This is a genomic window from Streptomonospora salina, from assembly GCF_014204715.1.
GTDB lineage: Bacteria > Actinomycetota > Actinomycetes > Streptosporangiales > Streptosporangiaceae > Streptomonospora > Streptomonospora salina.
The window spans coordinates 457,000-474,406 of sequence record NZ_JACHLY010000002.1 but is presented as its reverse complement, the minus strand read 5'-3'; the positions used below and the strand labels follow the sequence as shown (position 1 = coordinate 474,406).

General features: G+C 74.8%; 12 protein-coding genes and 1 other RNA gene. 7 read left to right on the top strand and 6 right to left on the bottom strand.

Annotated elements, in window-relative coordinates; genetic code table 11:
- Positions 1–12 precede the first annotated feature (12 nt).
- From HNR25_RS24945 to HNR25_RS26685, 6 genes are all read left to right on the top strand, one after another.
- A complete protein-coding gene (locus HNR25_RS24945; protein WP_184640459.1) occupies positions 13–435 on the top strand; it encodes a hypothetical protein in 423 nt (140 codons plus the stop codon).
- Positions 436–528: 93 nt separating this feature from the next.
- Complete coding sequence (locus HNR25_RS24940; protein WP_184640457.1) at positions 529–1,368, top strand: Nif3-like dinuclear metal center hexameric protein; 840 nt, start codon at positions 529–531, stop codon at positions 1,366–1,368.
- Positions 1,369–1,451: 83 nt separating this feature from the next.
- Positions 1,452–2,195 (top strand): zinc ribbon domain-containing protein, encoded by a 744-nt coding sequence (locus HNR25_RS24935; protein ID WP_184640455.1) that lies wholly within the window; start codon positions 1,452–1,454, stop codon positions 2,193–2,195.
- A gap of 70 nt (positions 2,196–2,265) precedes the next feature.
- On the top strand, positions 2,266–3,438 hold the full coding sequence (locus tag HNR25_RS24930; protein WP_184640453.1) for a bifunctional RNase H/acid phosphatase: 1,173 nt from the start codon (positions 2,266–2,268) through the stop codon (positions 3,436–3,438).
- Between the two features lie 56 nt (positions 3,439–3,494).
- An RNA gene (gene rnpB / locus HNR25_RS24925) (RNase P RNA component class A) lies at positions 3,495–3,877 on the top strand.
- Between the two features lie 548 nt (positions 3,878–4,425).
- Positions 4,426–4,554: a hypothetical protein gene (locus HNR25_RS26685; protein ID WP_281387829.1), complete on the top strand. Its 129-nt coding sequence runs from the start codon at positions 4,426–4,428 to the stop codon at positions 4,552–4,554.
- Between the two features lie 69 nt (positions 4,555–4,623).
- On the opposite strand, the gene HNR25_RS24920 is transcribed toward HNR25_RS26685, so the two are convergent.
- The 3 genes from HNR25_RS24920 to HNR25_RS24910 all read right to left on the bottom strand — a co-directional run bounded on the left by HNR25_RS24920 (position 4,624) and on the right by HNR25_RS24910 (position 10,722).
- Positions 4,624–6,984, bottom strand: coding sequence for a bifunctional SulP family inorganic anion transporter/carbonic anhydrase (locus HNR25_RS24920; RefSeq protein WP_184640451.1), 2,361 nt, complete (start codon positions 6,982–6,984; stop codon positions 4,624–4,626).
- A 306-nt stretch (positions 6,985–7,290) separates the two neighbouring features.
- Positions 7,291–9,699 carry a hypothetical protein gene (locus HNR25_RS24915; protein ID WP_184640449.1) on the bottom strand — a complete coding sequence of 803 codons (2,409 nt, stop codon included), beginning with the start codon at positions 9,697–9,699 and terminating at the stop codon, positions 7,291–7,293.
- Positions 9,700–10,140: 441 nt separating this feature from the next.
- Positions 10,141–10,722: a YbhB/YbcL family Raf kinase inhibitor-like protein gene (locus HNR25_RS24910; RefSeq protein ID WP_184640447.1), complete on the bottom strand. Its 582-nt coding sequence runs from the start codon at positions 10,720–10,722 to the stop codon at positions 10,141–10,143.
- A 224-nt stretch (positions 10,723–10,946) separates the two neighbouring features.
- Between HNR25_RS24910 and HNR25_RS24905 the strand changes: the two genes are divergently transcribed.
- On the top strand, positions 10,947–14,300 hold the full coding sequence (locus tag HNR25_RS24905) for an AfsR/SARP family transcriptional regulator (RefSeq protein WP_184640444.1): 3,354 nt from the start codon (positions 10,947–10,949) through the stop codon (positions 14,298–14,300).
- A gap of 85 nt (positions 14,301–14,385) precedes the next feature.
- Here the strand turns inward: HNR25_RS24905 and HNR25_RS24900 are convergent, their stop codons facing one another.
- The 3 genes from HNR25_RS24900 to HNR25_RS24890 form a co-directional block, all read right to left on the bottom strand.
- Positions 14,386–15,177 (bottom strand): sporulation protein, encoded by a 792-nt coding sequence (locus HNR25_RS24900; RefSeq protein WP_184640442.1) that lies wholly within the window; start codon positions 15,175–15,177, stop codon positions 14,386–14,388.
- A gap of 144 nt (positions 15,178–15,321) precedes the next feature.
- On the bottom strand, positions 15,322–16,152 hold the full coding sequence (locus tag HNR25_RS24895; RefSeq protein ID WP_184640440.1) for an ABC transporter permease: 831 nt from the start codon (positions 16,150–16,152) through the stop codon (positions 15,322–15,324).
- Positions 16,149–17,138, bottom strand: coding sequence for an ATP-binding cassette domain-containing protein (locus HNR25_RS24890; protein ID WP_184640438.1), 990 nt, complete (start codon positions 17,136–17,138; stop codon positions 16,149–16,151). The genes HNR25_RS24895 and HNR25_RS24890 overlap by 4 nt, the downstream gene beginning before the upstream one ends.
- Positions 17,139–17,407 lie beyond the last annotated feature (269 nt).

Here is a 17,407-nt window from a genome sequence, read left to right as displayed (position 1 = left end):
CATGATGCGGACATGACGACGAGCCGCTTCGCGCCCGAATGGCGGGTGATCGGGCTCGGCGCCGTGGTCGGCGCCGCGGGCACCGCGGCGGTGGGGCTTGCCGCCTACGGCGCGGTCACGGTCGTGGGCGCGCTCACCGCGGGCCAGACGGTGGGCGCCAATATCGGGCTGGGGATCGTGGCGTTCGCGCTGCGGCTGGTGGCCACGCCGCTGGTGTGCTGGTGGCTGCTGCGGCGGGCCCGCGTCGCACGGCCCGCGGTGGCGACCGGGGTCGCGGCGGCGTGCTACCTGGTGCTGGCGCCGACCGCGGGCTGGGCCGGCGCTGCGCTGCCCGGCGCCGCGGCCGCCTGGGCCGTGCTGGGCGGGATCTGCGGGGCGCTCGGCGTGTACGCGGCCGGCCGGCTCGCACCGCGCGCCCCGGCCCCGCGGGTCTGAGCCGGCGCTCCCGCACCCGAGCCGGGCCCCTCGGCGCGGCCGCCCCGGCCGTCGACGCCCGCACCCGTGTGCGGGAGCGCTAAGGTGCGGTGCGTGAGCCAAACGCCTGCCGCCCCGACCCTGCACGATGTGAAGCGCGCCTTCGAAGGCCTCTACGACCCCGCCTGGGCCGCCTCCTGGGACGCCGTCGGACTGGTATGCGGCGACCCCGCCCAACCGGTGCGCCGCATCCTCTTCGCCGTCGATCCGGTGGCCGAGGTCGTCGACGAGGCCCGGGAGTGGGGCGCCGACCTGGTCGTCACCCACCATCCGCTACTGCTGCGCGGCGTGACCGGCGTCGCCGCCACGACGCCCAAAGGCCGGCTCGTGCACCGGCTGATCTCCGGCGGTACCGCCCTCTACACCGCCCACACCAACGCCGACACCGCCGCTCCCGGCGTGTCGGACGCCCTCGCCGCGGCTGTGGGCCTGCCCGGCCCGCTCAGCCCGCTCGACCCCGATCCCGGCGACCCCGCGGGCGCGCGCGGCATCGGGCGCATCGGCACGCTTCCCGAAACGGTGCCGCTGCGCGACTTCGCCGAGCGCGTCGCCGGCGGCCTGCCGCGCACGGCCGGGGGGATCCGCGTCAGCGGCGACCCCCGGCGCCCCGTCCGGCGCGTCGCGGTATCCGGCGGTGCGGGCGACTCGCTGCTGGACCGTGCCCGCGCGGCCGGCGTCGACGTCTACCTCACCTCCGACCTGCGCCACCACCCGGCCTCGGAGTTCTCCGAACACGGCGACACCGCCCTCGTCGACGCCGCGCACTGGGCCGGCGAATGGCCCTGGCTCGCCGACGGGGCCGCACGCCTGGTGAGCGCGCTGGGCGGGGAACGGGCTAACGTGGAGACCCGCGTATCCGAGATCGTCACCGACGCCTGGTCCCTGGCGCTGTGAACCCCTCGGCGCCGAGGCCTCGCCCGGCCGCCTGCGCAGTACCGCCACTTTCTCCGACGCCGGCAAAGGAGCCTTGAGCACAAGTGAAAGCAGAACCGGCACACCAGGTGCGCCTGCTCGACCTCCAAGAGACCGACAGCCGCATCGCCCAGCTCGCCCACCGGCTGCGCACCCTGCCCGAGAACGAGGAAGTCCGGCGGTTGGACGCCCGTATCGGTGGATTGCGCGACACGCACACGAGCCTGACCACGGCGCTGTCGGATCTCGACCGCGAGCAGCGCAAGGCCGAGTCCGACGTCGACCAGGTGCGCACTCGCGCCGAACGCGACGCCAAGCGCTTGGACTCCGGGCAGGTCGGCTCGCCCAAGGACTTGGAGCACCTGCAGTCGGAGATCGCCTCGCTCCAGCGCCGCCAGACGGAGCTGGAGGAGATCGTGCTGGAGGTGATGGAGCGGCGCGAGGGCCTCGAAAGCCGGGAGCGCCAGGCGCGCACGGAGCTGGAGCAGGCCGAGGCCGAGCGCGACGCCGTCGAGGAGCGGCGCGCCACCGCGGTCGGCGGGATCGAGGCCGACCGTGCGACGGAGGCCACCCGCCGCGAGCGCATCGCCGGAGAGCTCCCCGAGGACCTCCTCGCCTTCTACACCAAGCTGCGCGACCAGAACGAGGGCGTGGGGGCCGCGGCGCTGCGCTACGGCCGCTGCGAAGGCTGCAAGCTCGCGCTGAGCACGGCCGAGCTCTCCGAGATCCGTCAGACCCCGGCCGAGGAGGTCGTGCGCTGCGAGCAGTGCCGCCGCATCCTCGTGCGGACCACCGATTCGGGGATCTGACCGCCGGGCGGATACGGCGCGGCAGCGGGAAGCGGGTGTGCGGCGGGTGCCGCGATCGGGAGGTACGGGAATGAGCAGGCGACTGGTGATCGAGGCCGACGGCGGATCGCGCGGCAATCCGGGCCCGGCCGGGTTCGGCGCCGCGGTGAGCGACCCGGCCACCGGCGAGTTGCTGGCCGAGGTGGCCGAGCCCATCGGAAAGGCCACCAACAACGTGGCCGAGTACCGCGGGCTGATCGCCGGGCTCGCCGCCGCGAGCGGCATCGATTCGGGCGCCTCGGTCGAAGCGCGCCTGGACTCCAAACTCGTGGTGGAGCAGATGTCGGGGCGCTGGCGGGTCAAGAACGCCGATTTGCGCCCGTTGGTCGACGAGGCCCGCGCCGCGGCGGCCGGGTTCGCCGCGGTCTCCTATGTCTGGGTGCCCCGCGCGCAGAACTCCCACGCCGACGGTCTGGCCAACGAGGCCATGGACGCCGCCGCCGAAGGCCGGCCCGTGCGGCTGGGCGCCGAAGCGGCCGGCGGGGGCGACCGGCCCGCTGAGGAAGCGCCGGCACCGCCGAGCGGCGCCGGAGCGCAGGCGCACGCGCCCGCGGCCACCGGCTGGGCTTCGCCCGACACGGCGCCGACGCGGCTCGTCCTGCTGCGCCACGGTGAGACCCCGCTCTCGGCGGAGCGGCGCTTCGCCGGTACCGGCGACGTCGAACTCACCGGGACCGGCCGCGCCCAGGCCCGTGCCGCCGCCCGGCACCTGGCCGGATCCGGCATCGAGGCGGTAGTGGCCTCGCCGCTGCGCCGCGCGCGCGACACCGCCGAGCCGATCGCGGCCGGGCTGTCGGTGCCGGTCGAGATCGACGAAGGGCTGCGCGAGACCGACTTCGGCGCGTGGGAGGGCATGACCTTCGGCGAGGTGCAGCGCAGCCGCCCGCAGGAGCTGCAGCGGTGGCTGTCGGACACCGCGGCTGCGCCCGAAGGCGGCGAGAGCTTCTCCGCGGTCGCCGAACGCGTCGCCGAGACGCGCGACAAGCTGCTGGCGCGCCACACGGGGCGCACCGTGCTGGTGGTCAGCCACGTGACGCCGATCAAGGTCCTGCTGCAGCAGGCCCTCCTTGCCCCGCCCGAGGCGCTGTTCCGTATGCATCTGGACGTGGGCTGCCTGTCGCGCATCGACTGCTTCAGCGACGGCCCGATGCTGGTGCGCTCCGTCAACGACACCGGTCACCTGGACGCTTCCGAGGGCGCCTGAGCCCGCGGGCGCCGTTCACCGACCGGGCGCGCGGCGCGGTAGGCTGTCACCGAGGGGGAGTCGGCCAGGCGGCCGCGGCGCCGTTTCGCGGTGTCGAGGAAAGTCCGGACTCCACAGGGCAGGGTGGTCGGTAACACCGACCCGGGGCGACCCGCGGGAAAGTGCCACAGAGAACAAACCGCCACCGCGTGCGGTGGTAAGGGTGAAACGGTGGTGTAAGAGACCACCAGCGGCCGGAGCGATCCGGTCGGCTCGGTAAACCCCACCCGGAGCAAGGTCAAGACGGGGGCGCGTGCGCCCCCAGCGCGGACGTTCGAGGGCTGCCCGCCCGAGGTTCGCGGGTAGACCGCACCGAGGCCGCCGGCAACGGCGGTCCCAGACGGATGGCCGTCCGGTCCGCGAGGACCGACAGAATCCGGCTTATCGGCCGACTCCCTCTCACCTGCGCGTTTTCGGGTGTGCGAGGTCCGTGTTCCGGTGCTGGTGCAGACCGGGGGCTGCAGTGGCGGGATTCGGTGCGGTGTCCGCAGCGCCGCGGCCGCGGCCTTCGCGGTCGGGCGAAGCTCCCCGCTCGGCCGGAGCGCCTGCTGAAGCGCCGCAGCGGCGGCGAGCCCTGGCGGCGCTGGGCGATCCCCGCGCGCCGGTCTCCCCCGGAAAAGGCGTCCCGCCCGGCACGCGGACGCTTCGGCCAGTGTCGCCGAAGGCATCGGCGGGCGTCTCCCGGTGTGCGGAACCGCGCGGCTGCGATCGGTGGACACGGCCCCGGCCCGCAGGATCCGGCTCTGCGTCTGCGTCCCGCATGCGGCCCGGCGCCGGCGCCCGGCGGCTTCAACCGCCGGAATGCCTGCCACTGCGGGGTTGTGCGTATGCGTGCGCGTCCCGGCGGGTTAGATTGGGAGGGTCCGGGCGGGCCCTGCACGGGCCTGCGGCGGGGGTGCGAACGCGCGCCCGCTTCCGCATGCGAGTCGGGTTTCGGTGAGAGCTGCCTTGTTCACGATCTGGGTGATCCTGTTCGCCCTGCCGATCATCGCGATCATCGTCATCGTCGCGTTCGCCGGCTACCACTCCTCCGACGTCCGCAACGACGGGCGCGACGACGGGGACACCGATGAGTGAGCGGTACAGCGGGCCCGGCGGGGCGCGGCGCCGGGTGACGGGCGCGCGCCCCGCCGGGCCCGCTCGGAGTCAGGGTGTGCGCCCGGACGCCGCAGCGGCGTCCCCTCCGCCGGTGCCGGGGAGCGGGGCGGTCGGCTGCGGCCCGGACCGGGCAGGGGCCTCCGGCGCTTCGGACGCGGTCGGGACCGGAGCGAAGGCGCCGTCGGCGCCGAGTACATGCACCTCGGCCGACTCCAGGTCGTAGTACATCCCCGACAGTTCCAGCCGGCCCTGCTCGACCCCGCGCCGCACGGCCGGGTAGGTGAGCAGGTTCTCCAGCTGCTGGACCACGTTCGCCTGCGACAGGGTGCGCATCGCCTCCGGGGCCGGCGCGGACTCCAGGCGGGCGTGGTCGGCCCGGGCCAGGCTGGTGCCGCCGTGGGCGAGCCAGCGCCCCAGCTGGCCGAGTTCGGAGTCGGGATCGCCGGTGCCTTCCAGCAGCGCCTTCATCGCGCCGCAGTGGGAGTGGCCGCACACGACTACCGAGGGCACGTCCAGCACCGCGACGGCGTACTCGACGGCGGCGCCGACGGAGTCGTCGGAAGGCTCTCCGCTGCGCGGCGGTACCAGGTTGCCGATATTGCGCAGCGTGAACAGGTCGCCGGGACCGCTGGCGGTGATGAGGTTGGGCACCACCCGGGAGTCGGCGCAGGTGATGAACAGGGCCCGGGGGCGCTGGCGGTGCGCCAGCCGGCTCATCACCGCCTGCATCCGTCCGGCCGTGCTGGCGTGGTATTCGCGCGCACCGCTGAGCAGCAGGCCCGACGGCGGCGCCGCGGCGTCGAAACCTCCGCGCATGCCCCACGGGGCCCACCACCGGGCCAGGCCGGACGGCGCGGTCTTTCCTTCCGGCGGGGCCTGCCGGGTCCGCTGTTCGTACCAGTTCTCGTGCACCTCGTCGATGTCGACGCTTCCTCCGGTGCGCTCGTGGTCCAGCCGCCACGAGTGGATCGACTCGAAGGCGGCGTGGTCCATGAAGTCCACGTGCAGATCCAGGTCGACGTGGGCACCGACGGGGACGTTGCGCAGCACGTGGGCGACCCGCGGAACGCCCAGGAAGGTCAGCGACCCCTGGACGACGATGTGCCATCGGCCGGCCCGCTCCTCGGTGAGCACGCTCACCCGGGTCAGCCGGCGCAGTGAGATCAGCATCGACAGCGCGAAGCCGATGACGACCCCTTCCAGCAGCCCGAAGACCACCACTGCCAGCAGCGCGCCGGCGTAGATGCCGGCTTCGCGGTGGCGCCGGAGGTCGCGCAGGTGGGCGAGGTTGACCATCTGCAGGCCGATCACCACGAGCAGCCCGGCCAGCGATGCCAGCGGGATCAGCTCCACGGCGTGGGCGAACACGGCGATGAAGACCAGGATCCACACGCCGTGCAGCATCGCCGCCAGCGGAGTGCGCCCGCCCGCTCGGACGTTGGTGGTGCTGCGCACGACGACACCGGCGATGGGAAGCCCGCCCAGCGCGCCGCTGGCGGTGTTGGCGCAGCCCTGGCCGACGAGCTCGCGGTTGAGGTCCACGCGCGGCCCCTCGTGCAGGCGGTCGACGGCGATGGCGCACAGCAGGGACTCCACGCTGGCGACCAGGGCCACCGCCACCACGCCCAGAGCCACCCCGTGCAGGTCGCCGGTCGCGGGCAGCGCAGGACCGCTCCACGCGGTCACCGGGGATTCGGGCAGGTCGACGCGTTCGACGTCCCAGCCGGCCGCCGCGGCCACGGCGGTGGACCCGGTGACGGCGATCAGGGCCGCGGGTAGCCGGCGCAGCCGGCGCAGGCCGGGAAGCCGGGGCCAGGCCAGCAGCACGGCGACGGTCAGCACGCCGACGGCGACGGCGGGCGTGTGGTTGTCCGCGAGCCGGCGGGGCAGCTCCGCGATGTTGGCCAGCGCCGAGCTCTGCGGGGCGCCGCCGAGCAGGACGTGCAGCTGGGCGAGGGCGATGGTGACACCGACCCCCGCGAGCATGCCGTGGACGACCGCGGGCGAGACCGCCAGAGCCGCTCGCGCGATGCGGCAGGCGCCCAGTCCGATCTGCACCATCCCCGCCAGCAGGGTGATCAGGCAGGTGACCCGCCACCCGTAGGAGGTGACCAGGTCGGCGACGATGATGGTGAGCCCGGCGGCGGGCCCGCTGACCTGCACTGCCGATCCGCCGGCGACGGCGCCGACGATGCCGCCGACCACGGCGGCGACGATCCCGGCGATCAGCGGCGCCCCCGAGGCGACGGCGATGCCCAGCGACAGCGGGACGGCCACGAGGAAGACCACAAGCGATGCGGCGACGTCGCCGGGGACGTTGCCGAGTAAAGGCAGGGAACGGATGCGGTGGAGCGGGCCGCGGCTCCCCTCCTGGTGCGGGGTCGGTGTTCCCTGGGCGTCGTGACGCATGTGTACCCCCGGTGGGTGCGATCGAATGGCGCTCTGGGACAGCGGCCTCGCGCGGGCCCGGCTCAGCGGCCCATGACCCGACGAACGTCAGCCGGTTACTTACTGTAGTCAATCGTGAGCGCTTCGGGGGCCGGTATTCGCGACGATGTCGATAACCGTTTCCATTGTGCTCGCTCGGAGGCGGAGGGGGCGGAACCCGCCGAAACGCCGAGGGCGGGGCGCGCCGTGCGCGCCCCGCCCGTCTGCGGTGCCTCATCGGGGAAACCGGCCCCGTCGCCGGAGGATGCGCCGCCCGAGCGCGATCGGCTAACGGCGCCCGTCGCCGTATCCGTACCCCTGGCCGTAGGGCGGCGGGGGCGGGTCCTCCTGGTCCTGCGGATCGGGGCGCCCGGGATAGGGCGGCCACTCGCCCGGCGCGGGGTCGTAGCCCGCAGGGCCCGCAGGCGGGTAGCCGGCGTTCTGGTCCATCGGCGGGTAGTCGCTGAGGACGTCGGTGTAGCCGGGATAGGGCTGGGCCGTGTCGGGGCCCTGCTGGGAGGCGCCGATGCCCGGGTAGCCGCCCTGCGGGGCGGGGCCGCCCGACGGGGGCTGCGGCGCGCCGTAGGGTCCGTTGCCGTACCCCTCGGGCGGGTAGGGGCCGGCGGGGCCGTAGGGCGCAGGGGCCCCATAGGCGTCGTAGCTCCCCTGCGGCGCCGGTCCCGGCCGGTCGCCGGCGGTCCCGCCCCACGGCTGCTGCTCCCAGGCGCCCCGCCACTGGCCGCCGTAGCCGTAGCCGCCGGGGTCGGGTCCGGGCCCGTAGCCGGGATCGGACCCGGCGCGGTAGCCGGGGTCGGGTGCGGCGGGGCCTGTGGGGCCCGCGCCGTATGCGGGATCCGGCCCGGTGGGCGCCTGCGGCATCGGGCCGGACTGGCGCGTGGGGTGCGACGGGGCGCCATAGGGGCGGCTGTCGTAGGGACGGTGGTCGTAGGGGCCGCTGTCGTACGGGCCGCGGGCATAGGAATCGGCCGGGCCGTAGGGGGGCGCGGCCTCGAAACCGCCTGCGGGAGTGGGGGCCGGACCGCCCTGGCCGCCGCCTGCCGCGGGGCCGGTCCGGGGCGCCTGCCCCGCGGGCGGCCCGGACGGGTACCCCGGCCCGGAGGGCGGGTTCGGCGCCGTATTCGGCCTCTGGTGCGGGCCCGTCTCCAGGCTCGACCAGATCGGCGACCCGGTGTCGGGACCGGAGCTGCCCGCAGGCGTGAACGCGGGGTCGGTGAGCGGATCGCCGGTGCCCGACCCGCCGTGCCCGGCCGGGGCGTGGGGGGAGCGTGTCGGTCGGCTGTAGGACCCGGTGTCGTAGGGCGAAGCCGGGCCCGCCGGGTCGTAGGCGGGCCGGTTGTAGGAGCCGGTGTCGTAGGACGACGGGCCGGCGGGGGCCTCGTACCCGGACCGGCTGTGGCTGCCGGTGTCGTAGGAGGAGCGGTTCGCGGGACCGGCGTCGTAGGCGGGCCGGTTGAGGGATCCGGTGTCGTAGGGCGAGCCCCCCGGCGCCGATCCGCCGTACTCCGCCAGCGGGTGCGAACCGGTGTCGTAGGAGGAGCGGTCCGAGGGACCGGCTCCGGCATCGTAGGGGGAGCGGCCGGGGGCCCCGGTGTCGAGCGGACCGGAATCGTAGGAGGGGCCGGGGGAGGAGCCGTCGTAGGACGGGCCTCCGCGCGCGAACGACCCGGAGTCATAGGAGGAAGCGGCGGGGGAGCCGGGCGCCCCTCCGCGGCCCAGAGGGGAGGGGCCGCTGAGCGGGTCGTCGTCGCGCGGGGGCGGACCCGGATCCCGGGAGGCGGAACGGGACCGCTCACCACCGCCGGAGGCCGGCGCGGGGCCGGGCTGGCCGAGGGGGTCGGCGGAGGCGGCCGGAGTCCACGGACGGGCCGGAGAGGAAGGGCCGTCCCGCGGGTCGGTCAGCGGATCACGCGTATCCGGGGCGCCCCGTCCGCTCGGCGAGCCGAGTTCGTCGGGCGCCGCGCCCGACGGCTCCTCGGTCGGTGCCGGGGCGTCCTGTCCGGGCCCGTGCCCCGGGTCGTCGCCCTGTCCAGGGCCCTGCCCCAGGCTCGCCAGCATGCGCAGCCCGTCGTCGCCGTCCGGGTCCGCGGACGGCGGTGCGGGCGCCTCGGGGGCGCTCCGCTCCGGCGCGCCCCGACTGCGCCGGCCGCGCGGGGCGTCGTCGCCGCCGAGCGCGCGCGGGGGATCGGTGTCGGCCGGGCGCGGAGGCGACACGGGCTCGGCGTCGTCGGACACGGCCGCCATCGCCGCGGTCGACTCCGCCCGGGTGTCGCGGCGGGCCTCAGCCGACTCGGCCCGGGACGCCGGATCGGCCCGGGACTCGCGCCGACCGGAACCGGCGAACGGGCGCTCTTCGTCGTCGTCGGGATCGTCGCCGGAGAGGCTGGACCAGAAATCGTTGCCGGCGAAATCGTCGTCGTCGCGGGCGGGCCTGCTGCGGCGGCTGCGGGAGCGCGCCGGCGCCGCCTCGGCGCGCCCGCGGCGGTCGCGCCCGCGCGGCTCGGGATCGGCGGCGGGCTCCTCGCCCTCCGCGGACTCGTGTTCGTGTTCGTGTTCGTCGTAGTCGTCATAGCCGTCGTCGGCGCCGCCGGCGTTGAGTGCCCGCATGCCCAGCAGGATGAGCACCAAGACGATGAGGACCACGATGACGGCGATGATCGCGATTAGCGCAATGGTCACAGTGAATGCACCACCCTTGGGCCCGCGGCCTGGTAGACGACATGGCTGCCACCGGCGGGGGTGATCGGGACGGCCGGTGGGGAAGCGCGCGGAGCGAGCGGTCGCTGCGCGGGGGCGAAGCCGCGCGCACCCCGGCGGCCTCGGTGAACCGCGGCCCGTCGGGGGACCCCCGTCGCGACGGGACGCGCGGTACGGGCCGCGGGACGTCCCCGGACCTCCGCGCCTGCGAAGCTGTACACGGAACCCGGGGCGGTCACCGGGATCCTGCGTCGGCCGTGGCGATCAGGCGATTCGGTCATGAGGTAATCAACGGGGGGCACGGACCCACTTTATGCATAGATGCGGCATGAGTGCAGAGGGCGACGGGCGTTCCGCTCGTGCGCACGCACGACGCGTCACCGAAACGCAGAACCCCCCGCGGGGGCGGGCCCGTGTCTGATTTCACGGACCGTTGGTGACCGTGAGGGAACCGCGTGCGATCGTCCGGTCGGCGATCGCACCCAGGGTCTCCTCCAGCGAGGCGCCGTCGGCGACCTGCACCCGGCCGTCGAGGGCGTAGACGGTGAACCGGATCTCGTCGGCGCCGTCCTCGGCATAGCACGGCGGGTCGTAAGCGGTGTCGCCTTCGCTGTTGCGGCCCTGCTCACCCGGGTGGGGGACGGTGCTCTGCCGCAGCTCGGCGGTCTGCGGGTCGAGGCCGTAGAGCATCCAGAACACCGTGGCCTCTTCGGGGGCGTCCACGACCAGAGCCAGCGACTCGGTGACGTCGTCGTCGGGCAGCCCCGACCACTGCAGCGTGGGCGAGCCCCCTTCGCCCCGGCAGGTGTAGGCGTCGGGGACGGGCTCGCCCGACTGCATCATCGTGCTGCTCACGTTGATCTCGTCGCTGAGTTCGATCTCGGTTCCCGAGGACAGCGTCCCGCACCCGGCGGCCGTCGCCGCGGCCAGCACGGCGCCGCCCGCGGCGGCCAGCCGCGCTCCCGCGCGGCGCGAGCGGGAGGGACGGGATGCGACCGAGAACATGGGGCTCCTGCGAAACGATGCGACGGTGACTCTCCCGGATGCCCGGCGCGCCACTCCGGACGCGGCGGGCCCCGGGCCGGGGCCGCGCGGGACGGCATACCCGAACCATACTGCGCACCGAGCGGGGATGGGTGCGCCCGCCCGCAGCGGGCGTGCGGGCGCGTGCGAGAAGGAAACCTGGTGCGACGGTGTTGCGGCGATCGGCGATCGGCGATCATGGAACCGTGCGGTTCAGCATCCTCGGTCCACTCGCGGTCTCCAGCGCCGACGGCGCGGACCTGCCCGTCGGCGGCGCGCGCCTGCGCCGCCTGCTCGTGCTGCTGCTGCTCACACCGGGCCGCACCGTGGGCAGCGAGCGGCTCGTCCGCGGCATCTGGGGCGACGGAGCCGTGCCCGAGAACGCCGGCAACGCGCTGCAGGCCCTGGTGTCGCGGCTCCGCCGCGCCCTGGGCGGCGACGCGCCCGTGCACGGCGACCCCGGCGGCTACCGTCTGCAGGTCGAGCCCGCCAGCGTCGACCTGCACCGCTTCGAGGACCTGGCCCGCCGCGGCCGCGGCGCCCGCGGCGACGGCGACCCCGAACGCGCCGAGGAGCTGCTGGGCCAGGCGCTGGCGCTGTGGCGCGGCCCGGCGCTGGCGGAGCTGGGCGCTTCGGGCGCGGCCGGCGACACCGTGCTGCGCCTGGACGCCTCCCACCGCACCGTCCTGCTGGAACGCCTGCGCCTGCAACTGGACCTGGGACGCCACGACGACGCGCTGCCCGAAGCCGAAGCCCTGGCGGCGCACGCTCCCCACGACGAGCGCCCCGCCGAGCTGCTGGTGTGCGCCCTGGCGGCGGCCGGCCGCCAAGCCGAAGCGCTGACGGCCTACGACCGGCTGCGCCGCGGCCTCGCCGAGGACCTGGGCATCGATCCCTCCCCGCATATGCAGCGGCTGCAGCTGCGGCTGCTGCGGGGCGAACTCCACGGCGGATCCCCCGGTCCGGGCCCCGCCCCGGCCGCACCGCACGAGCCGGCTGCGGCCGCCGCAGCGTCCCCCGAACCGGTCGCCCCGGACGCACCCCCAACGTCCGAACCCCGCGCGGTCAAACGGCTCCCGCACGTCCTGACCAGCTTCGTCGCCCGCGAGGACGAGGTCGCGCGGGTCGGTGCGCTGCTGGACGACGAACGCCTGGTCACTCTGATCGGCCCCGGCGGCGCGGGCAAGACCCGGCTGTCCATCGAGGCGGGATCCCGCTTCGTCGAAGACGCGGCGGCCCCGGCCGAGCGCGGCGTGTGGTTCGTCGAACTCGCCCCGCTGCGCGACGGCGCCGACATCCCCCACGCGCTGCTGAGCGGACTGGGGCTGAGCGAACTTCCGGGAATGTCGCTGTCGTCGGGGGCGCCCCCGAGTACCGGCGACGTCCTCGACCGCGTCGTCGACCACCTCGGCGGGCGCGACGCGCTGCTGATTCTGGACAACTGCGAACACCTGGTCGGCGACGCCGCGCAGACGGCCGAACGGCTCCTCGCCCGGTGCCCCCGGTTGCGTGTGCTGGCCACCAGCCGCGAACCCCTCGGGATCGCGGGAGAGCGGCTGCTGGCCGTCCCCTCGCTCGCGTTGCCGCCGGAGACCGCCGGCGCCGACCGGGCCGGCGCCTACGCCGCGGTGCGGCTGTTCGCCGAACGCGCCCGCGCCGTCGACCCCGGGTTCACGGTCGGCGAGCACAACGCCGCCCACGTGGTGCGCATCTGCCGCGAACTCGACGGCCTGCCGCTGGCGCTGGAACTGGCCGCGGCCCGTGTGCGGGCGATGTCCGTGACCCACCTGGCGGCCCGGTTGTCCGACCGGTTCCGCCTGCTCACCAACGGCAACCGGTTCGCCCTGCCCCAGCACCAGACACTGCAGGCCGTCGTCGACTGGAGCTGGGAACTGCTCGACAGCGACGAACGCACCCTGCTGCACCGGCTGTCGGTCTTCGCCGGCGGGGCCGCCCTCGACGCCGTCGAGCACGTGTGGTCGCCGGGTTCCGACGGCGGGCGCGACGTGTGGCCGGTGCTGTTCGCCCTGGTAGACAAGTCGCTGGTCAGCGCCGACGTCGGCGACGACGGCGGCGAGCCCCGGTACCGGATGCTGGAGACCGTGCGCGCCTACGGCGCCCAGCGCCTGGCCGAAAGCGGGGAGGAGGCCGTCGTGCGGCGCGCCCACGCCGACTACACGCTCGCGCTGTGGTCCCGGGTCGATCCGCACCTGCGCGGCCCCGACCAACTCGGTTGGCTGGAGCGGTTGCGCCTGGAGCACGACAACCTCACCGCCGCCCTGCGCTGGACGATCGACTCCGGCGACCTCGCCTGCGCCCTCGACCTGCTCCACACCTCCTGCTGGTACTGGCAGATGGGCAACTCCTGGAGCGACCTGGTGCGCTGGTGCGGCGAGCTGCTGCGCGCCGCCGGAGACCGCCCGCCCGCCGGGCGCACCGTCGCCTACGCCGCCTGCCTGGCCGTCCACTCCGCCGGCGCCGACATCACCGACCAGGAGATCTCCGCCAAGGGCCTGCTGCGCGCCGAAGAGCTGCTGGCCGAATCGGGGGACCGGCCCGAGGACCACCCGGGGCTGCTGCAGCCCATCCTGCTGCTGGGCATGTTCGGCTACGACCGCCGTGCGCGCATCGCCCGCCTGGACCGCACCGCCGCGGACCACCCCGATCCCTGGGTGCGCGCCGCGGCGCGGCTCTTCGGCGGACTGCTGGCGCTGCACACCGGAAGCGGCGCCGAGGGCAGCGACCGCGTCTTCGGGGCCCTCGACAGCTTCCGCGCCATCGGGGACCGCTGGGGCACCGCCCACGCCCTGACCATGGCCGCGGGGCTCGGCCGCTTCACCGACGCCGGCCGCGAGATGGACCTGCTGGAGGAAGGCGACGCGCTCGCCGACGAGATCGGCCTGAGCGCGACCCGCGCCCAGTTCGCGGCCCGCCGCGGCATCGCCCTGGCCGCATCCGGCCGCGTCGACGCCGCGCGCAGCGCCGTCAAGCAGGCCCACGCACTGACCGCCGACAGCGAGACCCGCCTGATCTGCCGGGTGGGCGACGCCGAAGTCGCCTGCGCCGCGGGCGACCCTGCCGCCGCCTACGACATCGCGATGTCTCTGGGCGCCGACGTCGCCGCGATGAACGACATCGTGCGCCGGCAGGTCGAACCCGGGTGGCTGGCGCTGCTCAGCCGTACGGCCATGGCGCTGGGCGATCGCCGGGCCGCTCTCGCCCACGCCGCGGCCGCCTGGGCGATGGTCGCCCCGCAGCCGACCGGGCTGGCCTGCGCGGAGGTATGCGAGCAGTTGGCCGAGGTGCTGCACGGGGAGTGGCCCGAACGCGCCGCCGTCCTGCTGGGATGCGCGGAATCGGTTCGCGGGCTGGCCAACGAGGCCGGCCCCGCGGTCGCGCGCATCCGGGCGCGTGCACGGGACGCGCTGGGCGCCGACGGATTCGACCGCGCCTACGGTTTCGGCGCCGAGTACGGCCCGGCCGGAGCCGACGACCGGGTAGGGGCCTGGCTGAGGGCATGGGGCGCCCCGCCCACCGGCGGCGCGTGGGGCGCCGGGTGACCGCCGCCCGGCCCCGGTCGCACCGCCCGTCCTGCGGTGCGGCCGTGCCGGCCGAGCGGCGGCCGGTTCGCGGCCGGCCGTCCGGCTAGCCGAAGATCCCGCGGCGCTGCAGCATCGACTCGACGGTCTCGGCGAGCACGGGCGCCCAGTCGCCCGGCTGCTCGGCATCGGCGTGGCCCATCCGGAACCGGGCGAAGCGGTCCTGGCTCTCGGTGAACAGGCCGCCGCGCTTGTCGGCTTCGATGACGACGTCGACGCCCTCACGGTCGGCGACGAACCAGAGCTCCATCTCGCTCATTCCGCGTTTGAACTGCGGGGCCGGTCGGAACTCCAGCTCCTGGTACATCGGGAACTCCTGGCGCGTGCCCTGCAGCCGGCCCTGTTCGACGTCGGTCTTGAACAGGACGAATCCGAGCCGGTGCGCCGCCTCCAGCACGCGGTCCTGCGCCGGGAGCGGGGAGACGCGTACCGGGTCGAGGTCGCCCTTGTCGGGTGCGCCGCCGATCACCACATCGGTGCTCAGCCCGAGCATGGCGCCGGGAAGCGGATGCCCGCCCGCGTCGGTCAGCGGAGCCTGGTACGACACGGGGTAGGTGAAGGGGATGTGCCGGCTCTCGCCCGCCGCCAGCCGGAACGGCCCGCAGACGGGGACCCGCGAGACCTCGCGGGTGACCTGGCCCTCGTGGTCGCCGACCTCGACTTCGACCCGGGTGGCGAGCGACAGCGCGATCTCGTCGATGTCGGCGTCGACCTCGCCTCCGGCCAGGTCGATGTAGCCCTCCAGGTGCCCGCCGGGCCGCGTGTGGGGCTGGGTCACCACCGTGTCGACGCTGGGGCCGCCGATGCCGAAGGCGGCGAGGATGCGCTTGATGCCCATGGTGTCCTTCCGGTCGTGGGGGAGCCGCGTCGCGCCCGACCCCGGTCGGGCGCGGTGTTCGGTGGCTTGGATGCGCGCCGGCGGCACACGGTTCCCGCGATCGCGCCGCACCTGCGGGAACCGGGCGGGCGGCCGGCGCCGGCCTCAGGTGCGGCGCCGGTAGGCCCGGGTGGCCAGCGGGAAGAACACGGCGCTGATCGCGACGACCCACCCCAGCACCCACAGCAGCGGCCCGCCGGCGGGCTCGCCCGAGAGCAGGGCGCGCATCGCGTCGATCACATGGGTGACCGGGTTGATCTCGGCGAACGTCTGCATGAACCCCGGCATCCGGTCGGTGGGCACGAACGCCGAGCTGCCGAAGGTCAGCGGGAACATCCACACCGAACCGAAGATGTTCACGGCCATGGGAGTGCGCAGCAGCATGCCCATGAACGCCGACAGCCAGCACAGCGCGAAGGCGAACGACATCACCACCGCGACCGCCGCCACGACGCCGACCACCCCGCCCTCGGGCCGGTAGCCGATCGCCAGCGCCACCAGCAGCACCATGACCACCGTCAGCAGGTACCGCACCAGGTCGCCCAGGATGGCGCCGATCAGCGGCGCCGACCGGGCGACGGGCAGCGACCGGAAGCGGTCGAAGATGCCCTTCTCGATGTCGGTGTTCAGCGCGACCCCGGTGCCGATGGTGGCGAAGATGACCGACTGGGCGATGATCCCCGGCGTGATCAGGTCGCGGTAGGCCTGCCAGTCGCCCATCATCGCCTCACCGAAGACGAACACGAACAACGCGACGAACATCAGCGGCATGAACGTCAGCCCGAGGATCTCCTCGGGGTTGCGCTTGATCTTCAGCAGGCTCCGCCAGGTCAGCAGGGCCCCGTGCTGGGCTGCCGACAACGGGGTGATCCGCGGTGTGACCACGGGGGCGGCGGTCGTGCCGCCGGCCCGGTCTGCGGTGTCCACGGCGCTCATGCTGGGGTCCTCTCGGTCTCCGCGGCGCCCGCGGCGCCGTCGTCGGCGGTGCCGGTCTGGGCGGTGCGGCCCGTCAGGGCCAGGAACACCTCGTCCAGGCTGGGCCTGCGCAGGGTCAGCTCCGACACCTCGATGCCCTCGTCGTCGAGACGGCGCACGACCTCGGGCATGACGGCGGAGTCGGTGACCGAGGCGTTGGCCGCGCCCTCACCGGTACGGACCTCCGATGCGGTGACGGCTTCCACGATGCGGCCGACGCGCTCCAACCGTGCCGACTCCACCGGCCGCACCTGCAGGACCTGGGCGCCGGCGCGCGCCTTGAGCTCGTCGGGGGTGCCCCGGCTGATGACCTCGCCCCGGTCCAGTACCGCGATGTCGTCGGCCAGCTGGTCGGCTTCTTCGAGGTACTGCGTGGTCAGCAGCACCGTGACGCCGTCGCCCACCAGCGAGCGCACCACGTCCCACAGCTCGTTGCGGCTGTGGGGGTCGAGACCGGTGGTGGGCTCGTCCAAGTACAGCAGCGCAGGCCGGCCCACCAGGCTGGCGGCCAGGTCCAGGCGGCGGCGCATACCCCCCGAATAGGTCTTGGCCGGGCGGTCGGCGGCGAAGGACAGGACGAAGTGCTCCAGGAGCTCGGCGGAGCGGGCGCGTGCCGCCGCCCGCGAGAAGCCCAGCAGCCGCGCGATGAGCACGAGGTTCTGCGTGCCGCTGAGGTCTTCGTCGACCGCGGCGTACTGGCCGGTGAGCCCGATCTGGCGGCGCACCTGGTGCGGTTCGCGCGCCACGTCGTAGCCGCCGACCGTGGCGCGGCCGGCGTCGGGCTGCAGCAGGGTCGCCAGGATGCGTACGGTGGTCGTCTTGCCCGACCCGTTGGGTCCGAGGACACCGAGGACGGCCCCGGTGCGCGCGGTGAGGTCGACCCCGCCGAGGGCGGTCTGCCCCTTGAACCTCTTGACCAGACCCTCCGCCCGGATGGCGTCAGTCATCGAATCTCCTTTGGGGATGCAAACCCGTCCGGCGGACGGGCGACACCGGATTCCAGCGCAGCCGGCTGGGTGCGCACGGATCGCGGCGGCGACGGCACGGCCCGCTTTCTGCGGATCCGCGCCGTTTCCTCGAACACCCGTTCTAGCACGGGCGTCCCGGTGCCCCCGACGACGTGGCCACGCCGCCAGTGTCGGGCCGGGTACTGACAAACCGCTGACAACCGGCCGACCCGGCTGACACGCGGTTCGCACAGTCCGCGTCCCGGCCG

What these genes read in the sequence shown, in the direction of transcription:
- HNR25_RS24930 (WP_184640453.1), top strand. Translation starts at nt 2,266, where the DNA reads ATGAGCAGGCGACTGGTGATCGAGGCCGACGGCGGATCGCGCGGCAAT.
- HNR25_RS24890 (WP_184640438.1), bottom strand. Translation starts at nt 17,138, where the DNA reads ATGACTGACGCCATCCGGGCGGAGGGTCTGGTCAAGAGGTTCAAGGGG.
- HNR25_RS24910 (WP_184640447.1), bottom strand. Translation starts at nt 10,722, where the DNA reads ATGTTCTCGGTCGCATCCCGTCCCTCCCGCTCGCGCCGCGCGGGAGCG.
- HNR25_RS24900 (WP_184640442.1), bottom strand. Translation starts at nt 15,177, where the DNA reads ATGGGCATCAAGCGCATCCTCGCCGCCTTCGGCATCGGCGGCCCCAGC.
- HNR25_RS24920 (WP_184640451.1), bottom strand. Translation starts at nt 6,984, where the DNA reads ATGCGTCACGACGCCCAGGGAACACCGACCCCGCACCAGGAGGGGAGC.
- HNR25_RS24945 (WP_184640459.1), top strand. Translation starts at nt 13, where the DNA reads ATGACGACGAGCCGCTTCGCGCCCGAATGGCGGGTGATCGGGCTCGGC.
- HNR25_RS24895 (WP_184640440.1), bottom strand. Translation starts at nt 16,152, where the DNA reads ATGAGCGCCGTGGACACCGCAGACCGGGCCGGCGGCACGACCGCCGCC.